Raw genomic sequence first — 19,615 nt, 5'->3', positions numbered from 1 at the left:
GTTGACAGGGGGATTGCCATGCACAGCCAAGGCATGCCGGGATGGATCCGCAGAGAGCGCTTCCTGGCGCTGAGCGTACTCACCACACTGGCGTTCTATTTCTTCGGCGATGCGATGTTCGGCGGCCTGGCAAGCCTGTATCGGCTGGAGCTGGTGTTCTTCTGGCTGTTTGCGGTGGTGCTGGGCTCGGCGCTGGCGGTAGTGCGGCATGCCGAGCATCTGGCCGAACGCCTGGGCGAACCGTTCGGCACCTTGATTCTCACCTTGTGCATCACTTCCATCGAAGTGGTGAGCATCACCGCGATCATGCTGCACGGTGCCAATAATCCCACGCTGGCGCGCGATACCTTGTTCGCCGTCACCATGATCGTGCTCAACGGCATGGTCGGCTTGTCCTTGCTGTTTGGCGGCTGGCGCTATCGCGAGCAGTACTACAACCTGCAGGGCGCCAACACGTATCTGAGCGTGATCCTGCCGATGGGCGTGCTGTGCCTGGTGCTGCCTAATTTCGTGGTGCCGCATGACGGACCGCCGATGTTGTCGATGCCGCAGAAGATCTTTCTGGCGATCGTATCGCTGGGACTGTATGTGGCGTTCCTGGTGTTGCAGGCGAGCCGGCATCGCAGCTATTTCGCCGCGCAGGCCGGAACCACCGAGGCGGCAGAAGAACAAGCTGCCACGCATGCCTCGCCGTTGGGCGTGCACGCAATCTTGCTGGTGATCTACATGACACTGGTGGTGTATCTGGCCGAACAACTGGCGCCGCCGGTGGATTATGTGGTGGAGACCATGGGCAAGCCGGCTGCACTGGCCGGCCTGATCATGGCGGTATTGGTGGCGACGCCGGAAATCATCGGCGCGGTGCGCGCCGCCGGCAGGAACAATCTGCAGCGCTCGATGAATATCTTCCTGGGCTCGGTGCTTTCCACCATCGGCCTGACCATTCCCGCCATCATCGTGATCAGCGAGCTGACCCAGCATCCGATCCGGCTTGGGCTGGAACATACCGACCTGCTGCTGTTCGTGCTGACCCTGGTGCTGTGCACGGTGACCTTTTCCAGCGGGCGCACCAATATCCTGCAGGGCGGCGTGCACCTGATCCTGTTTCTGGCCTATCTGTTTTTGATCTTCGAGGGCTGAACACCGCGCGCTTCAGTGCGCAGTGTCGGCGATGGTGATATCCCGCCGGTGCAGCACGTGTCCGCTGCCGTCGCTGAAACTGAGCTGGTATTTGCCGGGGCGCAGGTAGAGATTGGCTGATGGCAAGGTCTCGTTGCTGGTGTAGACCGGCGGATGGAAGCTCGATTCGGAGGCCGGCGCCAGATCCAGCAGCAGGCGATCGGCGGGAATGGCGTCGGCATCTTCCTGGCTCTCATGCGCTTCGACCAGGCATGGATAGTGGCCCCCGCAGTTTTCGGCGCCGACGTAATACGGTGTGCGCAAGCCGCCGAGCGTAAGCCAGCGCGGGCGGCCGCGCTCCAGTTTTTCCGGCGGAAAGAACACGCTTACGTCATAGCCATTGCGCAGCGACCAGGGCTTGCCGTTGCGGTCGACGAAGACGATGGGCTGTTGCGGATGCAGCGCCGCGATCACCGCGGTGTAATAAGGATGATCGTCATCGGCGGATGGGCGCGGATACAGCATGGTCTGCTCCACCGACAGCATCGGCAGATGCGTCAGCCGGTAAAGATGTTCGGCCATCGACGAACCGCCCAGGTACGGCCCGGACTTGACGATATGGTCGTAGCCGGCATTCACCACCAAGCGTGCATGGGGATCGTGCTTGAACACCTGCTCGTAGAGATTCTTCGCCTGCTCGGTTTCGCGCGCATCGCTGCTGGCGCTAGCTCCGGCCGCTTCATAGGCAACCACTTTGAAACCCAATTTCAGGGCGGTACGCACCATTTCGGCATACACCGGCTCTTCGGTATAAAAGCCGCTTTGATCGGTGGGGTAGCCGCGTGCCTGCAGGCGGGTATCGGTGGCAGATAATGTTTCGGCCGCGAAATAGTCGAACCCCTGTTGGCGCAGGCGGCTGAGCAAGGGCACGGTAAGGCTGCGGGTGAGGGCGACGTTGTGAGCCTCGTTGAGCAGCACGATGCGATAGTTCTTCGCCAGTTCCGGAATGGCATCCAGCGCGGGCGTGGCGGTATAGCCGCTGTCCGGTGCGAGAGGCGACGGGCGATCGTCGCGCTGTGCCTGCTGCGCTACCGAAAAGCTGCGCAATGCGGCGGGATAATCGCCGAGAAAACTCAAATACCAGGCGATGTATTGCCCGAAGATCAGCCGGAACGCGGTGGAGTTGTCGCTGGCATAAGCCTGGCGCAGCACCAGGTATTGGGTGAGCAGGCTTTTGTGCTGCATGGCCTGCGCCATGATGCGGTCCGATTTGGCGCCGGCGGCGTCTTGTTGCGCCGCCCATTCGGCGGCTGTCTGCGCGTGTGCAAGGTTTGCCGCGCACGCCAGCCAGCATAGGCATTGGAACGCGATAGTTCTGCAATGCGTAGACATGGGCTGCTACCGTCAGGCAGTGCGGGTTGCCATGTATCCGTACGCTACGCCAGCTGCGCAACATCTTGAATAGCCACTTTACGGCTGCCGGAGGTAGCCATTTCCGGCTGCAGCGCTCATTATTGACGGTCTTCACCGCATTGATTCGACCGCTTAAGGAGCTTCCCATGAAATCACGCGCCGCCGTTGCCTTTGCAGCAGGCCAGCCGCTGGAAATCGTCGAGATCGACGTGGCGCCGCCCAAGGCCGGCGAAGTGCTGGTGAAGATCACGCATACCGGCGTATGCCACACCGATGCGTTCACGCTTTCGGGCGACGATCCGGAAGGCATCTTTCCGGCCGTGCTGGGTCATGAAGGCGGCGGCATCGTGGTGGAAGTGGGCGAGGGCGTTACCTCGCTGCAGCCGGGCGATCATGTGATCCCGCTCTATACCGCCGAATGCGGCAAGTGCAAATTCTGCCTCTCCGGCAAGACCAACCTGTGCCAGGCGGTGCGCGCCACCCAGGGCAAGGGCCTGATGCCGGACGGCACCACGCGCTTCTCCTACCAGGGCAAGCCGATCTATCACTACATGGGTACCAGCACTTTCAGCGAATACACGGTGGTGCCGGAAATCTCGCTGGCCAAGATCGATACGCAGGCGCCGCTGGAAAAAGTGTGCCTGCTCGGTTGCGGCGTCACCACCGGCATCGGCGCGGTACACAACACCGCCAAGGTCGAGCCCGGTGCGACGGTGGCGGTGTTCGGCCTGGGCGGCATCGGTCTGGCGGTGATCCAGGGTGCGGTGCAGGCCAAGGCCGGGCGCATTCTGGCGATCGACACCAATCCGGCCAAGTTCGAGCTGGCACGCGACATGGGCGCGACCGATGTGATCAATCCCAAGGATCATCAGCGGCCGATCCAGGAAATGATCGTGGAGCTGACCGACGGTGGTGTCGACTACAGCTTCGAATGCATCGGCAATGTGGACGTGATGCGCGCGGCGCTGGAGTGCTGCCACAAGGGCTGGGGCGAAAGCATCATCATCGGCGTGGCCGGCGCGGGCAAGGAAATCCATACCCGTCCGTTCCAGCTGGTTACCGGCCGCGTATGGCGCGGCAGCGCCTTCGGCGGCGTGAAGGGGCGTACGCAGCTGCCGGGCATGGTGCAACAAGCGATGCGCGGCGAGATCCGCCTCGATCCGTTCATCACGCACACGCTGCCGCTGGAGCGCATCAACGAAGCCTTCGACCTGATGCACGACGGCAAATCGATCCGCACCGTGATCCATTTCTGAGCGCGGTGGTCATGTCACTGGAACGCATCGAACGTCGCGCCTGCTTCGGCGGCTGGCAGGATGTCTATCGGCACCACTCTGCGGCGCTCGATTGCAGCATGCAGTTTGCGCTGTACTTGCCGCCGCAGATCGCAGAGACGAAGGTGCCGGTGCTGTATTGGTTATCGGGCCTTACCTGCAACGAGCAGAACTTCATCACCAAGGCCGGTGCGCAGCGCTATGCCGCCGAGCACGGCGTGGCGCTGGTAGTGCCCGACACCAGCCCGCGCGGCGAGGATGTCGCCGATGCGGACAGCTACGACCTGGGCAAGGGCGCCGGTTTCTATCTCAATGCGACGGAGCAGCCGTGGTTGCGGCATTACCGCATGCACGACTATGTCGCGCAGGAATTGCCGGCGCTGATCGAATCGCACTTTCCGGTCAGCGATGCCCGCGCCATCAGCGGGCATTCCATGGGCGGCCATGGTGCGCTGGTGCTGGCGTTGAAGAATCCCGGGCGTTATCGCAGCGTATCGGCGTTCTCGCCGATCGTGGCGCCGAGCCAGGTGCCGTGGGGCGAGAAGGCATTCACGGCGTACCTGGGTAACGATCGCGCGGCATGGAAACAGTACGACGCCAGCGAACTGCTGAAGTCGGCGACGGAACGGCTGCCGCTGCTGATCGACCAGGGTGATGCGGACGAATTCCTTGCCACGCAGTTGCGGCCGGAATTGTTCGAGGCGGCTGCAGCGGCTGCGGCGTATCCGATTACCCTGCGCATGCAGCGGGGGTACGACCATAGCTATTACTTTGTGGCGAGTTTTATCGGGGAGCATCTGGCGCATCACGCCAGGGCGTTGCGCTAAGCCGACCCACGTACTGCCATGTTTCCCTGTGAAGATGAAATGCCGCCGTATCCCTCCCTGCCGTCATTGCCGCTTTCGCGGGAATGACGGCAAGGAGGAATGGCGGTTGAGGTAAGCATTGCCGCAAATGCCGACATGGCGATTTCAGTGCACCGATAGCCGCCATCATGTACCAGCAGCAGCCTCTGCCCCCGGCAGTGACCTCAATGCCCCATCAACGACCCCAGCTTCCCACCCGACGACCCGCCGCCGAGCATCGACTTGCCCTGGTTCAACACCACACCGCAAGCCTTGGTCGTGAGCTTGGACTTCAGGTCGCTGTTGCCGCCGCCGACACTGTTGAGGTCGGTGGTCTGGCCATTCGAGCCGTGCAGGATGCCTTTGGCACCGCTTAGATAATCGGAGTTGCCGCCGCCGCCCTGGGTCTTGCCGAGCAGCTTGCCGGCAATGCCCGAAGCGCCCGAGTCGCCGCCGAGATAATTGTTCTTTACGCAGTACTGCAGGATGCCGGCCGCATTGCCCATGCTGCCGGAAGAGCCGCCGCCGGGCAGCATATTGCCCAGGCTGCTGTTGCCGCCGAGCTTGCTGCCGAGACTGCCCAGGTCCTGGGCCGCGGCGGTGCCGGCGAAGCCGAGGGCGAGGGCTGCTGCGCAGGCCGTCGCGATAAGGCTGGTTCGGGTCTTCATGGCCACATCTCCTTGTTGAAGTGTGCGCATTCAACAACGACGGCCGTTACGTTTATGTCAGCGGATGGAGCCGTTCAGCGCCTTTGCCACTTCGCCGGCAATATCGTCCTGGATCATCAGCTTGTCGTCCCAGGAACGGTCGTAGGTCTGCGACCACACCACGAACCCGTCGCCGGCGCGAACCAGCCGCGCCGCCACGCGCAAGGTGTTGCCGGATTTGCGCACGCTGCCATCCAGCACATAGGCCACGTGCAGCGCCTTGGCGACCTGCGCGATGGTGACCTGCTTGCCCTTGAAGTAAAACGACGAGGTAGGCGGTATGACCTGCAATCCCCTGGACTGGCTCAGCTTGTCGATCAGTTCCTCGGTCATGCCGTCCGCGAACGGCTCCTCGTTCATCGCATCCGTCAGGTCGAGGAAGGGCAGCACCGCGATCGAACGGGGATTGGGCGCAACGCTGGCCGTTGTAGACGGTGCCGGCAGTGATGGCCTGGTCAGCAGATAGAAGCCGAGGCAGGCAAGTACAAGCAGGGCGACGATCGCCAGCAGCCGGGTATACAGCCGGCCGGAAGCGGGGCGCTGCACCGGTGCGGCAGGCGGCGCGAACTCCTCGTTGGCGGCGGCTTGTGTCACGGTGGGCCGGCCCGGTTGATCGGGGGAACTCACCGCCGCCACCATGCGGTATCCGCGCCGTGGCACGGTGGCGATATACACCGGCTGGCGGGGATCGTCGCCGAGCAGCCGACGCAGCGAAGTCACGGCCTGGTAGACCGAATCGGGGGTGACGATCACGCCTTGCCAGACCTCGCCCAGCAAGTCGTCGATGCTGACCACGTGCCCGGCTTTCTCGGCCAGGCACAGCAGCAGGCGCAGGGTGCGTGCTTCCAGCCGCACGGTCTCCTCGCCGCGCGTCATCTGGCCTGAGACCGGGCTGACCGTCCAGTCGCCGATGCGCAGCCTTGCCTGGGACGACTGCTCCACGCCTGATGACATACAAACCTTTGTTTGCAATGGCCAACGAATGACCGGGAATCTTCGCATCAGGACCTGACAGCGACAACTGCGGGAGGTCATTCAGAGATCTTCAGGCTATTTCAGGCGCTTTTTCAGGACTTCCCGCCGTGGGGCGCTCACCGTGGCGCCGTCCCTCACCACGGAGTTGTCCGATGATTCGTCGCGTTGCCCTTGCCACGGCCCTGATGGCCGCCTGCACACCGCTTTGCGCTACCACCTATATGCTGGAATCGCAGCACAGCGAAGGGGTGGTGCGCTGGAGCCACCTGGGTTTTTCCAATCCCACCGCGCAGTTCACCCTGGTCGAGGGTTCGCTGGATTTCGATCCCGCCGATCCCACCCGCGCATCGGTCACCGCCACCATCAAGCTGACCAACTTCAGCAGCGGCGTACCGGACCTGGACGACAATTTGCATTCGGTCGATTTCTTCGACGTCGCCAAGTACCCCACCGCCACCTTCAAGAGCATCCGGGTTGAGCGCGGCAATGCGCCGGACCGGCTCAAGGTCACCGGCAACCTCACCCTGCACGGCATCACCAAGCCGGTAGTACTCGATGTGACCATCAACAAGGTCGGTACCAATATCCGCAGCAACTTGCCGTCGGTCGGCTTCGAGGCCATGACCACGCTCAAGCGTTCCGATTTCGGCATGGGCCTGTTCGTGCCGCAGGTCAGCGACGAGGTAAGTATCCACATTACCTGCCAGGCGGATGAAGCAAAGGCCTATGTGAAGCAGTTGAAAGAAGAGGCCGATGCAGCGGCCGCCGATGCCAAGGCGGCGGCGAAGAAAGCGGCAGATGCACAAGCGGCCGCACAGCAGTGATTGCGCGCGTCACACCGGCACTCGCCGGTGTGACGCGCGATGCCTGTTCCAGCGTGCATGCGAAACGCCGTCGTAACACGAAAAGGGGTCTAATGGGCGGATGCGTTCATCAGGAGAATACGCGTCATGACCCAAGCTTTCGCATCGGATTGGGATGTACCTGTCAAAACCCGCCTGACTGGCTTCGACCTGATCACCCAGCCGATGTTGAACAAGGGCATGGCCTTCAGCCAGTCCGAACGCGACATGTTCCGCCTGCACGGCCTGCTGCCGCCGCATATCGCCACCATCGAAGAGCAGGCCGAACGCCGCCTGCGCGTGCTGCGCGCCTTCAGCACCGACTTCGAGCGCTACGCTTTCCTGCGCGATCTGCAAGACACCAACGAAACACTGTTCTACGCCGTGCTGGTGCGGCATATCGAGGAATTGCTGCCGCTGGTCTACACGCCCACGGTGGGCGAGGGCTGCCAGCATTTCAGCGAGATCTGGCGCAAGCCGCGCGGCGTGTTCCTGAGCTATCCGAACAAAGATCGCATTCGCGAAATACTGGCCGATCCGCGCTTCGACCGCGTGCGCGTGATCGTGGTGAGCGATGGCGAGCGCATTCTCGGCCTGGGCGACCAGGGCGCGGGCGGCATGGGCATACCGATCGGCAAGCTGTCGCTGTATACCGGTTGCGCCGGCATCCATCCGGAGCTGACCTTGCCGATCCTGCTGGACGTGGGCACCAACAATCGCGAACGGCTGACCAATCCGCTGTATATCGGCTGGCGGCACGAGCGCATCGTCGGCGCGGAATACGATGCCTTCGTGGAGGAATTCGTCAGCGCGGTGATCGAGCGCTGGCCCGACGTGCTGCTGCAGTGGGAGGATTTCGCCGGCTCCAATGCCAGCCGCCTGCTGGCCAAGTACCGCGACCGGCTGTGCACCTTCAACGACGATATCCAGGGCACCGCCGCGATTGCCGCCGGTACGCTGATGGCGGCCATCAATGTCACCGGCGTCAAGCTGACCGAGCAGCGCATCGCCGTGCTGGGTGCAGGTTCGGCCGGCTGCGGCATTTCCTCGCTGCTGTTGCGCGCGATGGTGGATGCCGGGCTGAGCGAAGAACAGGCGCGCAGTGCGTTCTATCTGGTCGATCGCAATGGCTTGCTGGTGGATGGCATGGAAGGCATTACGCCGGCGCAGATGCCGTTTGTGCAGGACCGCCATGCGATCAGCGATTGGGTGGTGGATGAGGCCGGCGATATCGGCCTGCTGGAAGTGGTGCGCAACGCCAAGCCCACCGTGCTGATCGGCGTATCCGGCCAGGCCGGCGCTTTCAGCGAAGATGTGGTGCGCGCAATGGCCGAGGGCGTGCGCCATCCGGTGATTTTCCCGCTGTCCAATCCCACCTCGCGCAGCGAGGCGGTACCGCAGCACCTCATGGAGTGGACCGACGGGCGCGCCTTGATCGGCACCGGCAGTCCGTTTCCGCCGGTGCAATGGCAGGGGCGCGATATTCCGGTCGATCAAACCAACAACTCGTATATTTTCCCGGGCGTGGGGCTTGGCGTGCTGGCGGCGAATGCGCGGCGTGTCACCGATGCCATGTTCATGGTGGCCGGCAAGGTGGTGGCTTCGATGTCGCCGACGGCAACCGATCGCAACGCCCGCCTGCTGCCGCCGGTGGATCAGCTGCGCGCGGTATCGCTGGCGGTGGCCAGGGCGGTAGCCGTGCAGGCACAGGCCGACGGCGTGGCGGAAGCCTGCGACCAGGCCACGCTGGACCGGCGCCTGCAGGAGCTGGTGTGGGAGCCGACGTACCGGCCGTACGAGCTGGTGAAATAAGCCACGCGCCGCCGTTCGTGCCGGGCGGCGGCATGCGTTTGCCGCTATTCCTTGTGCACCACCATCGATGGCTCGTGCGTGGTATCGAAGCGGCGTACGCAGATGCGCAGTGCCGCACTCGAACCCGCCACCGCGAATACCACTGGAAACAAGTAATCGTGGTCCACGCGGGTAAGTTCCACCGCCATCACGATGGCGGTCAGCGGCATGCGCATCGATGCTGCGAGGAACGCCGCGGCGCCGACAATGGCGTACGCGCCGAGCGGTGCGTCCCCGAACGCGTGATTCCACAAGCCGCCGGCCACGATGGCGAGCATGGCGCCCAGCGACATGCCCGGCGTCAGCAGGCCGCCGCCAGCGCCTGCGCGCAGGCACAGCAACATCGCCAGCAGCTTGAGCACCAGCAGAATGGCTGCCAGTTGCAGGCTCACGCCGTCATTGAAGCCGAGCTGGATCGGCCCTTTGCCGTTGCCCAGTAGCTGCGGATAGAAAACCGCTGCCAGCCCGATCAATCCGAACGCCAGCAGGCAGCTCGGCAGCAGGCGCCAGTCGCGCGGCGCCTGCCGGCGTGCGGCGTCGACCAGGCGCGAGAAGCCGTATGCGGCAAAGCCGAAAATCGGGCCGATCACGATCGCCCACGCCAGTAGCGAGTCGCTCAACTGGAACATCGGCACGGTGTACTGCGCATCGTTGCCCAGGCCGATCCATGCCACCGTGGCGGCAATCACCGAGGTAAGCAGGGCAGGGATCGCCGCCGCGGTGGCAAAGGTGCCGAGCAATACTTCCAGCGTAAACAGCGTGCCGCTCAGCGGTACGTTATAGACCGCGGCCAAACCTGCACCCGCACCGCAGGCCACCATGATGCGACTCTCCTGCGACGACAGCCCGATGCGATGCGACAGCCAGCCGGCCAGCGCCGCGCCGGCTTCGCGCGGCGCACCTTCGCGTCCGAGCGGCGAGCCCAGCCCTACGGTAATGATCTGCAGCAAGGCATTGATCATCGTCGCCACCATCGGCGTGCGCGGATCGTCGGATTTAAGCACCTTGTTCACGCTGACCAGCGGCTTGGCGAAGCGGTACAGCGCCCACCAGCCCAGTCCGGCGACGACGCCGCAGCCGAGCAGCACTTCCACTCGCCGCTGCGGCGTGGAGGCGGTTACACCCTGCATGAAGCTCTGCGTGCTCAGCAGGCGATGCATGCTGTAGTCATACGCCACGTGCTGGATGTAATGCAGCAGCAATCCCAGGCACATGCCGGCCAGGCCGGCACCGGCACCAACCCCGACGGTCACCGCCATCAGGATCGGCATGCTCGTGCGCGGGTGCGGCAGGCTGTCGGCCTGGGCGGACGATACGGCCTCTGTCACGGTGCTGGCCTCCGGTGGCTGCAGGCCGCGACGTTGACATAAATATTTCAGCGTAACAATGGATCGAGCTGCAGGTTCAGGTCCGTGCGCAGACCTCGCGCCATTGACGCGTGGAACGCGCACGAGCGCAAAAAAGTGACATCATGCGTAGCCTGGGGAAACGCTACGCAGCATGAGGTCAAGCCGCATGTCGTGCCGTAAGCATCATGCATATGTCTGGCCGGGATGTTTGATGCTGGCCGGCATGCTGTTGCTGCATGGCTGCGGTACCGGCGCACCCAAGCCTTCGGCCAACTACTCCGGCGTGTCGGCGCAGGATGCGTTGAGCAAGGCACAGGGCTGGGCGACGCATGCCGAGCATCAGCCGGACCAGGCTTTGCGCGCCGATGCGTGGATGAACTGCGCCATGCTTGCGCACGACGCCATGACCGCCGCACAGGTGAATGCGGAACTGGCCGCGGCAGCGCTGGCCACGCGTTGCAGCCGCGCTTATCTCGAAGCGATTATGCAGAACACGGATTTGAATCTGCATGCCGGCCATATGCTGTTGAATGGCCGCTACGTCGATGTGCAATTCCGCAGTTTGCCCGACAGCCTTGGCGAGCACGTGCATATGGAGCTGGCGAACCGCATCAATATGCAGGTGCTCGATGGCACGCGTTATCAGCAGCAGGGCTTTGGCGTGACGATGGTGGCGGCGGCGCCGCCGTGTACGCATCGCCCCGTCTGCTCGCTCTATCCGCCTGAGGGTATTTTCCGGCCGGCAACGGTATGGCTGGAAGCCGCGCCGGATCCGTCGCATGCTGGCGAACAACCGGTATTGGTGGTGCAGAATCCGCTTGCGCAGCCCCTGCACAGCGTAGGCAACATCAGCTATCAGGTAGCCGAAGATGTTTCCGCGCCCTACGAGCAACTGCTCGAACGCAGCAAGCTGCGCCGCCTGGGCTGGTGGGGGCTGATCGGCGGCCAGGCGGTCGGCCGTCGCGCCGGCCTGTTTTTGCTGGACGACTACGATCCGAACAAGACGCCGGTGATCATGATCCATGGGCTCGGCAGCAGCCCGCTGATCTGGGCGCCGTTGAGCAACGCCATCATGGGCGACGCCGAGCTGCATCGCCGCTACCAGATCTGGCACGTGGTCTATCAGAGCAACGCTGCGCTGCTGATCGAACGTGCGCGCGTGCAAAGCTATCTCGACGCGACCTGGAAAATTCTCGATCCGGCCGGTACCGCGCCGGCCCGGCATGGCGTGGTGCTGGTGGGGCACAGCATGGGCGGTGTGATTGCGCGGCTGCTGTGCGCACAAAGCACACCGGCGCTGTGGAGCGCGGCCTTTACGGTGCCGTTCGGTAGCCTGCATGGCAGCGCCGACGATCTGGCCACGCTCAAGAGCGTGTTCGAGTTCCAGCCGTATGCAGGCGTGGACGAACTGGTCTTCATGGCATCGCCGCAGCACGGCAGTCCGGTAGCCGGTGACTGGTTCGGCCGGCTGGCGCAGGATCTGGCCTGGCACCATATTCCGGAAATGGAAAAACTGCAGCGCATCAGCCAGGAAAATCCCGGTGCCGTGCAGGCCAGCCTGATTACCGGCACCTATCGCATCAGCCATCTCAGCAGCGTCACCAGCCTGATGCCGGATGAACCGGTGTCGATGGTGGATGAAACCCTGATGCCGGCCGTGGGCGTGCGCTACCACAACATCGCCGGCTCGCTGGCGGGCGAGCATCCGCCCAGCGATGGCTACGTGCCCCTGGCCAGTGCCCTGCTGCCGGGCGCCGCATCCAGCCTGATCATCGATGCGGATCATCATGGCGTACCACGCGATCCGAAGGCGATTGCAGCGGTGCTGCAAATACTGCGCAAACACGATATTCCAGTGGCGGTGAGTCATCCCTAGCCATATGCCGGCTTGTCTACGTACCTACGTACGCCATCGATAAAAGCGAGCCGATTGGCTGACTGGAATTTTCTGGTATCGGGCCCCGTATCTCGAGATTAAGTTCGATAGCTGTCCACGCTATGAAACGGACAGGGCGAGCGGAAGAGGGGCAGGGCAAGGATGGACGATTCGTTGTTTCGCCAGCAGGCGATGGCTGCGCAGCGCGGCGAGTGGATGGGATCGATGCTTGTCGCCACGCAGCTGTCGCGCTGGCTCTGGATGCTGCTAGCCGTTTCGCTCGCAGTCGCATTGATGATGTTCTTGCTATTGGGACATTACACCCGGCGTGAGAGCGTCAACGGCCAGCTTGTACCAAACGCAGGCGTGCTCCATCTCTCGGCCGTCAGCGCTGGATTAGTCACTCGCGTCTGGGTCAGTGACGGTCAGGCGGTAAAGACGGGCGATGCGCTGATCGAAATTTCAGGAGAGCAAGAGAGCGCTGCTATCGGCAGTACCTATGCTTTTGTCGACCAGCAACTGCGGGCAAAGCGGTGGCGCCTGCAGGAGGACTTGCAGGCACAAGACGAGCTGAAAACGCAGCAAGCGCAAGCTTTGCAGAGCAAGGTCGCGCTGCTGCAAGCCCAGCTTGTGCAAGTGGCCGGCCAACTGGTCATCCAGCGGCGGCAAGCCGAGAGCGCCAGGCAACTGCTGGAGCGTATCAAGCCGCTGGGCCGGCAGGGCTATGTATCGGCTTTTCAGATTCAGCAGCAGGAGAACGCGGCGCTCGATGCCAGCAATCAATACAAATCGCTGCTGCGACAGCAGCTGGATATACGCCAGCAACGGGATACGGCCGAACAGCAGCTTCGCCAACTGCCGCTGGAGGTGGCCTCGCGTCGCAACGATATCGAACGGCAACTGGCCGATATCGGGCAATCCGTCGCCCATAACGAGGTGCTTCGCGGTGCGGTGATCCGGGCGCCGCGCGACGGGCTCGTATCGGCTGTCTTGCTCAAGCAGGGGCAGGCGATCGGCGCTGGCCAATCGGCACTCGCATTGCTGCCGGCCGGTTCGGCCTTGCAAGCGCAATTGCTGGTGCCTTCGCGCGCAGCCGGCTTTATCGAGCCGGGCCATCGGGTGGTGCTCAGATATGCCGCCTTCCCCTACCAGAAGTTCGGCCAGCAATACGGGCGGGTGCTCGATGTCTCGCGCAGCGCGCTCGCCGCTGCCGACGTGCAGGCGCTTGGCGGCCGGCTGCCGCAGGAGCCGCTCTATCGCGTCCTGGTGGCGCTCGATAGCCAGCAGGTGATGGCTTATGGCAAGCCAGAAACGCTGAAGGCCGGCATGGCGATGGATGCCGACATCCTGCTGGAACGGCGCAGCCTGCTGGAATGGGTGTTCGAGCCGCTGTACGGCATGGTCCGGCATGGATGGGGAGGGGCGCATGGCTGATGGCGCGCGGCGGGATGTCCACGGGACCGCGCAGCGGCGCGCTTTGTCCCGGTTGCGCTTCGGCTGGTCGTCGCCCTTGCCGATGATGTTGCAAACGGAAGCCGCCGAATGCGGCGTGGCTTGCCTGGCGATGATCGCCAGCTATCACGGCCACGATGTGGATCTGGCCGGATTGCGTCGGCGTTTTTCCACCTCGCTCAAGGGGATGACGCTGGCTCGGCTAATGGTGATGGCTGGCCAGATGAGCTTCAGCTGCCGTGCCGTGAAGCTTGAACTGGAAGAATTGCGCCGCTTGCGCACGCCCTGCGTGCTGCATTGGAACTTCAACCACTTCGTGGTGCTAAAGCGGGTCACGCGTCGGCACATCGTCGTCCACGATCCGGCCCATGGTGTCCGCAAGCTCAGTCTGCGCGAGGCATCTGCGCAGTTCACCGGCGTTGCGCTGGAGCTGGCGCCCGCGGCGGATTTCGCTCCTGTCCGCGAACGCCAGGCGGTGTCCTTGCGCGCCTTGACCGGGCGCGTGCATGGGCTCGCTCCAGCCATGCTGCATATCCTGCTGCTGGCGTTGGCACTCGAAGTATTTGCCCTGGCAGGTCCGTTTTATCTGCAATGGGTGCTCGATCAAGTGCTGGTGTCGGCCGATCATGATTTGCTCAATCTGCTGGGCCTCGGGTTTCTCGGTGTTACGGTCTTTTCGGCCTTGATCGCGGCGGCAAGGTCATGGGCGCTCACCCGGCTGGGGGCAAGCCTGGGCGTGCAGTGGGCCAGCAATCTGTTTGCGCATCTGCTGCGCCTGCCACTCGACTGGTATGAAAAGCGGCATATCGGCGATGTGGTGTCGCGCTTCGGCTCCATCCAGGCCATCCAGAAGACGCTTACCACTCAGTTTGCCGGCTCGCTGCTGGATGGCCTGATGTCGGGCGTGACCCTGATCGTCATGGCCTGCTACAGCATGCGCCTGACCGTGCTGGTGATCGGCCTGTTCGCTGCGTACGCCGCCACCCGCTGCCTGTTCTTCCATCCGCTGCGCCGCGCCAGCGAGGAACAGATCGTGTACGCGGCCCGCCAGCAAAGCGAATTGCTGGAGTCGATCCGCGGTGCGATGCCGATCAAGCTGGCCAACAAGCAGGATCTGCGCCTTGCTCGCTACGCCAATGCCACCGTGGCGGCAGTCAACCGGGATATCGCCATTCAACGCCTGGATCTGGCTTTTTCGCTCAGCAATCAATTGATGTTCGGCATCGGTCACGTGGCACTGATCTGGATTGCCGCCAGCCTGGCGTTGGAGAGTGCATTTTCGGCGGGTGCGCTGATCGCCTTTGTCGCCTACGCCGATCAATTCACCGCCCGCTCGGCCGGCCTGATCGACAAGTGGATGGAGTTCCGCATGCTGAAATTGCATGCCGAGCGTGTTGCAGACATTGCGCTGACAGCGCCCGAAAGTACCGCCGATGCACCGTGGCAAGGATCTACGCCGCCCGCGAACATTGAGCTGCGCCATGTCAGCTTCCGCTATGCGGATGACGAACCATGGGTCATCAGGAACTGCAATCTCCATATCGAAGCCGGTGAGTCCGTCGCCTTGGTCGGGCCAAGCGGGTGCGGCAAAAGCACCCTGGCCAAGCTTGTGCTGGGCCTGCTGGAACCGACCGAGGGCGAAGTGCTGTTCGGTGGCATCGATATCCGCAAGCTGGGGCTCGATACATACCGGCAATGGGTTGCTGCGGTGATGCAGGACGACCAGCTCTTTGCAGGCTCGATTGCCGACAACATCAGTTTCTTCGATTTCGCCACGACGCCGGAAGGCATCGAAGGTGCGGCGCGAATGGCTGCGATCCATGAAGACATCATGGCGATGCCGATGGGTTATCAGAGTTTGGTGGGCGAGATGGGATCGAGTTTGTCGGGCGGCCAAAAGCAGCGACTGGTTTTGGCTAGAGCGTTATACCGTCAGCCCAAATTTCTCGTATTGGACGAAGCCACGAGTCATCTGGATGTTGCAAATGAGCGTCTTGTAAACAATGTCGTACGGCAACTCCATATAACAACCCTAGTCATTGCTCATCGTCCCGATACCATCGCTGCGGCGAGCAAGGTGTTTTCATTGGATAAGCAAAGCGGCACTTTAGGTTGCCATTGACAGAATTTTTGACACTGAGAAATTTAGCCGAAGTCTGGGCGGCGATATATTCCAGGCATATTGATAAAGGAGTAATTTTATGAATGAATTAAGTGTCAGGGAAATAGACATGGTGGGTGGGGGCATGATGTTTAGCTCCCAGGGCGGAGGTGGTGCTGGCGGAGGTGGTGGAGGCTTCGGCAATTTTGTGGGCTGGATCGTAGGGATCGCTGCTGGCTGTAGCCCGTTAGGGGAGCTTGGAGTTTACGGTGCTGCTATTGCTGGCTTGGCCGGCATGGCTGCCGGATCAATGCGCCCTAATCCAAATCAGGCGTTCCCCTATTACAAAATTCCCAACAAGATATGACCTTGAGTTCGGCACGCCTGTTGGCGTGCCGAACTTTTATGAAAGGAGTGATTTGTGGATTTAAGTAAAGCATCTTTCTCTTACGAGACGGTGATATTTTTAATATTATCGATATTTATTTCTTTTTTTTCGAGCATGGTTGGAGTAAGTGATTTTTATCTAATTTGCGTAGCGTCATTTGGGTCTGCGTCTGCCTGCGGATTAGGCCGATGGATGACTCGCAGGAGGCTGCGGAGGCTTGCTTGATTGAAGGTTCGCCTTTGTACAGTCATTGCCCGCAATTCTTCGGGTGATTTCATGCGGCAAGACGAAATAGGTGCTTACACGATCGAACGCACCACGCCCCCATCGACACGCATCGCCGCCCCCGTGGTGGCCGATGCCTGCTCCGATGCCAAGTAAACGCAAAGATTCGCCACTTCCTCCACCGTGGCCAGTCGCTTGATCAGCGACGACGGGCGATGCGTGGCGATGAAGTCGCGTTCGACTTCTTCCTGCGACAGCCCTTTCTCGGCAGCGATCTTGCCGAAGAAATCGCCTACGCCTTCCGAACGGGTAGGGCCGGGCAGTACCGAGTTGACAGTTACGCCGGTGCCGGCCAGCGTTTCCGCCAGGCCACGCGATACCGCCAGCTGCGCTGTCTTGGTCATGCCGTACTGGACCATTTCGCTGGGAATCTGCACACCCGATTCGCTGGAGATGAACTGGATGCGGCCCCAGCCGCGTTCGGCCATGCCGCGTGCGTAGTGGCGCGACAGGCGTACGCCGCTCATCACGTTCATCTCGAAGAAGCGCTGCCAGTCCTCATCCGGGATATCGAAGAATGCCTTCGGCTCGAAGATGCCGAGGTTGTTGATCAGGATGTCGGCCTCCGGCAGTTGCTTGATCAGATGCTCGGCGCCGGCGCGTGTGCCGAGGTCGCCGGCGATGCCGGTCAGGCGCGCCCCGGGAATCTGCTTGGCGGTGGCGACCAGTGCTTCGTCGACGCGGGCCTGGGTGCGGCCGGTGATGACCACATGCGCGCCGGTGGCGGCGAGGCCGCTGGCGATGGCCAGTCCGATGCCGGCGGTGGAGCCGGTGACGATGGCGGTGCGATTGGCCAGGTGGATTTGCATGATGTGCTCCAGCAGGGAGGAAGTGAACGATGCGTCTGGAAGTGATGTCGCGGGTACCCGCTTCAAGCGTACGGCGTTGTTCGATGCAACGGAAAGCTTGCCTGATCCAGCGCGGGAGCGTCCTATATGATCATGGCCATGAAAGCGTTCCCCTTCGCAGCCAGCCTGCTGCCCCGCAAGTTCTATCAACGCGATCCATTGCTGGTGGCGCCCGATTTATTGAACAAGATCCTGGTCTGCCGTACCGATGGGCGCGCCGGCCGCATTGTCGAGGTGGAAGCTTATCGCGGTGCCGACGATCCGGCCGCGCATTCGTACCGGGGCAGGACCCCGCGCACCGCGGTGATGTTCGGGCCGGTGGGGCGTATGTATGTGTATTTCACCTATGGCATGCACTGGTGCAGCAATGTGGTCTGCGGTGCGGAAGGGGATGGCAATGCAGTGCTGATCCGCGCGCTGGAGCCGGTGGCAGGCCTGGACGGTATGCGTGCGGCGCGCCCGTTGGCCAAGCGCGATCGGGAATTGTGCAACGGGCCGGCCCGGCTGGCCCAGGCCTTGGGCATCAGTGGTGCACAGAACGGTGAAGACCTCGTGAAAGGCAACGCCTATGCGCTGGTCGACGATGGCATGCGGCCGCCGGAGCAAGCGGTGCAGACCACGCGTATTGGGCTCAGCAAGGCGGCGGATTATCCGTGGCGCTGGTACGTGCCGGACAATGTTTATATTTCCAGGAAATGACGGTCCGCGCATAAGCTTATGGCACAGCGTCATGGCGGCGTGATCGTGCGACGTGCTCATAAATTTCGCGTTCTGCAAAAACGCCGATCGGCTTAACCCAATGCCAACGCCAGCGCCGATAAGGTGAATCATCGCGACTTGGACCGAGGGGCACTTATGAAACCGATGAAGCTTGAGCATGCGGAACCGCGTTTCGATCTGCGGCGCGTATCGCCGGACCCGGTAGAAGGCTATGTGCTCAATCCGTGGTCGGGCCTGTATCAGGAAAGCGAGCTCGCCTATCAGGATCGATTGCGTGCCGGCGAAGCAAGTCCGGCCTGAAGCCGGAACACTCATAAAAAAACCCCGCCTTGTGCGGGGTTTTTCCTTGTCTGCGATGCTGGCGATCTGCGCGCGCATTACACATGCAGATGTCACGGCGCCGTGAAATTATCTGCTTTGCGGCCCATGCAGGCGCTTCTTTCGAGAGAAGTTGCGCGCCGCCTGCTTCCATGCCGCCATATGCGATGACGATGTAACCCAAGTAACAGCCGAAGTGATCGCGCATCGCCAATCTCCCCGCGCATGTCTTGCACGGGGGGAATGGAATGAATCGAGATAACACGGCGGCACAGTTTTCATCGCATGTTGTTTGCAGCGGATCGGGCCACAGCGATGCTTTGTTCGAACGCGCATGGAATACCGTCCACTTCGATCTGCAGCGCCGCGCCTTGCACCTGGTGCGTGGCGATCGCGGTGCGGCCGAAGAGCTGGTGGCCGACACGGCAATCAAGGCGTTGACCTATATGCGGCGCATGCCAGGGCGCATACGCAATCCCGAAGGTTTCTTGTTTGTGGTGCTTAGCCACGTTTTTCTGGATCACGTGCGTCATTCCGATCGCGAGGATCGCGTGTTGCGCTTCTCGGCGGATTTCGACGACGATCATTGCGCCGAAGCAGTGGCGCCTTCGCCGCAGCCGCTGGACGTGGTGGAGATGAGAGAGTCGCTATCGGCCTTGTCGATGGCGATCGAACAATTGCCGCCGAGCTGGCGCCAGCTGTTCGCGCTGAAGTTCGAGCAGGATCTGCCATACGCAGTGATCGCCGAACGCCTGCAGATCAACGAAGCCCTGGCGCGCAAGCGGGTGGAGTTGCTGCGCCGCCGCCTGCGTCGGGCGGTGGGTTGATTTTTGAAATGCATGTTCACGAAGCATGGGCTCAGTCGTACGTCCATGTGTTCGCTTCCATCCATCTGACAGCCTTCGAAGGGGAATCCCATGGCGGATAACACCGCAGTCAATTCGCAGATCACCGATGCAGTCACGCAGACCAATGTAAAGGTGGTGGCCGAGGCACCGGCCCAGGCAATCGCCTCGCTTTATCAGGTTGCCAGCCATTCGGCCGGGCTTTCGATGCAGAACGCGGTGCAAAGCCAGCAATCGCTCAACCAGATTTCCACCGCCGTGGTATCGAAGGCGGCGACCCTGATCATGGCCATTGGCGAATAACACGGCGCGTAGCGCCAGTGTGATTGCCGAACATCCGACCGAGGAATCAGGCCATGGGATTTCTGGATAGATTCAAGCAAGCCAAGCGTTCGTCGGCGACCAAG

General features: G+C 62.2%; 18 protein-coding genes. 13 read left to right on the top strand and 5 right to left on the bottom strand.

Features of this window, described 5'->3' with window-relative positions:
- Positions 1–18 precede the first annotated feature (18 nt).
- Positions 19–1,140: a calcium:cation antiporter gene (locus IGX34_RS10250; RefSeq protein WP_225737374.1), complete on the top strand. Its 1,122-nt coding sequence runs from the start codon at positions 19–21 to the stop codon at positions 1,138–1,140.
- A 12-nt stretch (positions 1,141–1,152) separates the two neighbouring features.
- On the opposite strand, the gene IGX34_RS10245 is transcribed toward IGX34_RS10250, so the two are convergent.
- Entirely contained in the window at positions 1,153–2,364 is a 1,212-nt protein-coding gene (locus IGX34_RS10245; RefSeq protein WP_192555622.1) for a hypothetical protein, read from the bottom strand.
- A 314-nt stretch (positions 2,365–2,678) separates the two neighbouring features.
- Here IGX34_RS10245 and IGX34_RS10240 point away from each other — a divergent pair, with 314 nt between their 5' ends.
- Both IGX34_RS10240 and fghA read left to right on the top strand, forming a co-directional pair.
- Entirely contained in the window at positions 2,679–3,788 is a 1,110-nt protein-coding gene (locus tag IGX34_RS10240; RefSeq protein ID WP_192555621.1) for an S-(hydroxymethyl)glutathione dehydrogenase/class III alcohol dehydrogenase, read from the top strand.
- 17 nt (positions 3,789–3,805) lie between these two features.
- Entirely contained in the window at positions 3,806–4,633 is an 828-nt protein-coding gene (gene fghA, locus IGX34_RS10235) for an S-formylglutathione hydrolase (protein ID WP_192555750.1), read from the top strand.
- Positions 4,634–4,836: 203 nt separating this feature from the next.
- Here fghA and IGX34_RS10230 read toward each other — a convergent pair whose 3' ends face one another.
- Positions 4,837–5,319 (bottom strand): DUF2501 domain-containing protein, encoded by a 483-nt coding sequence (locus IGX34_RS10230; RefSeq protein ID WP_192555620.1) that lies wholly within the window; start codon positions 5,317–5,319, stop codon positions 4,837–4,839.
- Between the two features lie 57 nt (positions 5,320–5,376).
- Positions 5,377–6,312 (bottom strand): winged helix-turn-helix domain-containing protein, encoded by a 936-nt coding sequence (locus tag IGX34_RS10225; RefSeq protein WP_192555619.1) that lies wholly within the window; start codon positions 6,310–6,312, stop codon positions 5,377–5,379.
- 173 nt (positions 6,313–6,485) lie between these two features.
- On the opposite strand from IGX34_RS10225, the gene IGX34_RS10220 reads away from it, so the two are divergent.
- Positions 6,486–7,157 carry a YceI family protein gene (locus tag IGX34_RS10220; protein WP_225737373.1) on the top strand — a complete coding sequence of 224 codons (672 nt, stop codon included), beginning with the start codon at positions 6,486–6,488 and terminating at the stop codon, positions 7,155–7,157.
- 126 nt (positions 7,158–7,283) lie between these two features.
- On the top strand, positions 7,284–8,987 hold the full coding sequence (locus IGX34_RS10215) for an NAD-dependent malic enzyme (protein WP_192555618.1): 1,704 nt from the start codon (positions 7,284–7,286) through the stop codon (positions 8,985–8,987).
- 44 nt (positions 8,988–9,031) lie between these two features.
- Here the strand turns inward: IGX34_RS10215 and IGX34_RS10210 are convergent, their stop codons facing one another.
- Complete coding sequence (locus tag IGX34_RS10210; protein ID WP_338015450.1) at positions 9,032–10,354, bottom strand: chloride channel protein; 1,323 nt, start codon at positions 10,352–10,354, stop codon at positions 9,032–9,034.
- A gap of 232 nt (positions 10,355–10,586) precedes the next feature.
- On the opposite strand from IGX34_RS10210, the gene IGX34_RS10205 reads away from it, so the two are divergent.
- The 4 genes from IGX34_RS10205 (at position 10,587) to IGX34_RS10190 (ending at position 16,171) form a co-directional block, all read left to right on the top strand.
- Positions 10,587–12,251 (top strand): esterase/lipase family protein, encoded by a 1,665-nt coding sequence (locus IGX34_RS10205; protein ID WP_192555617.1) that lies wholly within the window; start codon positions 10,587–10,589, stop codon positions 12,249–12,251.
- Between the two features lie 192 nt (positions 12,252–12,443).
- A complete protein-coding gene (locus tag IGX34_RS10200) occupies positions 12,444–13,685 on the top strand; it encodes an HlyD family secretion protein (protein ID WP_192555616.1) in 1,242 nt (413 codons plus the stop codon).
- Between the two features lie 43 nt (positions 13,686–13,728).
- Positions 13,729–15,825: a peptidase domain-containing ABC transporter gene (locus IGX34_RS10195; RefSeq protein WP_225737372.1), complete on the top strand. Its 2,097-nt coding sequence runs from the start codon at positions 13,729–13,731 to the stop codon at positions 15,823–15,825.
- Between the two features lie 79 nt (positions 15,826–15,904).
- Positions 15,905–16,171 (top strand): hypothetical protein, encoded by a 267-nt coding sequence (locus IGX34_RS10190; RefSeq protein WP_192555614.1) that lies wholly within the window; start codon positions 15,905–15,907, stop codon positions 16,169–16,171.
- Positions 16,172–16,491: 320 nt separating this feature from the next.
- Here the strand turns inward: IGX34_RS10190 and IGX34_RS10185 are convergent, their stop codons facing one another.
- Positions 16,492–17,286, bottom strand: a complete 795-nt coding sequence (locus tag IGX34_RS10185) for an SDR family NAD(P)-dependent oxidoreductase (protein WP_192555613.1) — start codon at positions 17,284–17,286, stop codon at positions 16,492–16,494.
- Positions 17,287–17,424: 138 nt separating this feature from the next.
- On the opposite strand from IGX34_RS10185, the gene IGX34_RS10180 reads away from it, so the two are divergent.
- The 4 genes from IGX34_RS10180 to IGX34_RS10165 all read left to right on the top strand — a co-directional run bounded on the left by IGX34_RS10180 (position 17,425) and on the right by IGX34_RS10165 (position 19,511).
- Positions 17,425–18,024 (top strand): DNA-3-methyladenine glycosylase, encoded by a 600-nt coding sequence (locus IGX34_RS10180; protein ID WP_225737371.1) that lies wholly within the window; start codon positions 17,425–17,427, stop codon positions 18,022–18,024.
- A 156-nt stretch (positions 18,025–18,180) separates the two neighbouring features.
- Positions 18,181–18,345: a hypothetical protein gene (locus tag IGX34_RS10175; RefSeq protein ID WP_192555611.1), complete on the top strand. Its 165-nt coding sequence runs from the start codon at positions 18,181–18,183 to the stop codon at positions 18,343–18,345.
- Positions 18,346–18,611: 266 nt separating this feature from the next.
- Positions 18,612–19,190, top strand: a complete 579-nt coding sequence (locus IGX34_RS10170; protein ID WP_192555610.1) for an RNA polymerase sigma factor — start codon at positions 18,612–18,614, stop codon at positions 19,188–19,190.
- A gap of 90 nt (positions 19,191–19,280) precedes the next feature.
- A complete protein-coding gene (locus IGX34_RS10165) occupies positions 19,281–19,511 on the top strand; it encodes a RebB family R body protein (protein ID WP_192555609.1) in 231 nt (76 codons plus the stop codon).
- Positions 19,512–19,615 lie beyond the last annotated feature (104 nt).

It is taken from the genome of Dyella acidiphila, assembly GCF_014863405.1.
GTDB lineage: Bacteria > Pseudomonadota > Gammaproteobacteria > Xanthomonadales > Rhodanobacteraceae > Dyella_B > Dyella_B acidiphila.
This window is presented reverse-complemented; position numbering and strand designations above follow the sequence as displayed.

Coding starts and splice junctions, on each gene's coding strand:
- IGX34_RS10250 (WP_225737374.1), top strand. CDS start 19: ATGCACAGCCAAGGCATGCCGGGATGGATCCGCAGAGAGCGCTTCCTG.
- IGX34_RS10245 (WP_192555622.1), bottom strand. CDS start 2,364: ATGCAGCACAAAAGCCTGCTCACCCAATACCTGGTGCTGCGCCAGGCT.
- IGX34_RS10240 (WP_192555621.1), top strand. CDS start 2,679: ATGAAATCACGCGCCGCCGTTGCCTTTGCAGCAGGCCAGCCGCTGGAA.
- IGX34_RS10230 (WP_192555620.1), bottom strand. CDS start 5,319: ATGAAGACCCGAACCAGCCTTATCGCGACGGCCTGCGCAGCAGCCCTC.
- IGX34_RS10225 (WP_192555619.1), bottom strand. CDS start 6,312: ATGTCATCAGGCGTGGAGCAGTCGTCCCAGGCAAGGCTGCGCATCGGC.
- IGX34_RS10220 (WP_225737373.1), top strand. CDS start 6,486: ATGATTCGTCGCGTTGCCCTTGCCACGGCCCTGATGGCCGCCTGCACA.
- IGX34_RS10215 (WP_192555618.1), top strand. CDS start 7,284: ATGACCCAAGCTTTCGCATCGGATTGGGATGTACCTGTCAAAACCCGC.
- IGX34_RS10205 (WP_192555617.1), top strand. CDS start 10,587: ATGCTGGCCGGCATGCTGTTGCTGCATGGCTGCGGTACCGGCGCACCC.
- IGX34_RS10200 (WP_192555616.1), top strand. CDS start 12,444: ATGGCTGCGCAGCGCGGCGAGTGGATGGGATCGATGCTTGTCGCCACG.
- IGX34_RS10190 (WP_192555614.1), top strand. CDS start 15,905: ATGAATGAATTAAGTGTCAGGGAAATAGACATGGTGGGTGGGGGCATG.
- IGX34_RS10185 (WP_192555613.1), bottom strand. CDS start 17,286: ATGCAAATCCACCTGGCCAATCGCACCGCCATCGTCACCGGCTCCACC.
- IGX34_RS10180 (WP_225737371.1), top strand. CDS start 17,425: ATGAAAGCGTTCCCCTTCGCAGCCAGCCTGCTGCCCCGCAAGTTCTAT.
- IGX34_RS10175 (WP_192555611.1), top strand. CDS start 18,181: ATGAAACCGATGAAGCTTGAGCATGCGGAACCGCGTTTCGATCTGCGG.
- IGX34_RS10170 (WP_192555610.1), top strand. CDS start 18,612: ATGAATCGAGATAACACGGCGGCACAGTTTTCATCGCATGTTGTTTGC.
- IGX34_RS10165 (WP_192555609.1), top strand. CDS start 19,281: ATGGCGGATAACACCGCAGTCAATTCGCAGATCACCGATGCAGTCACG.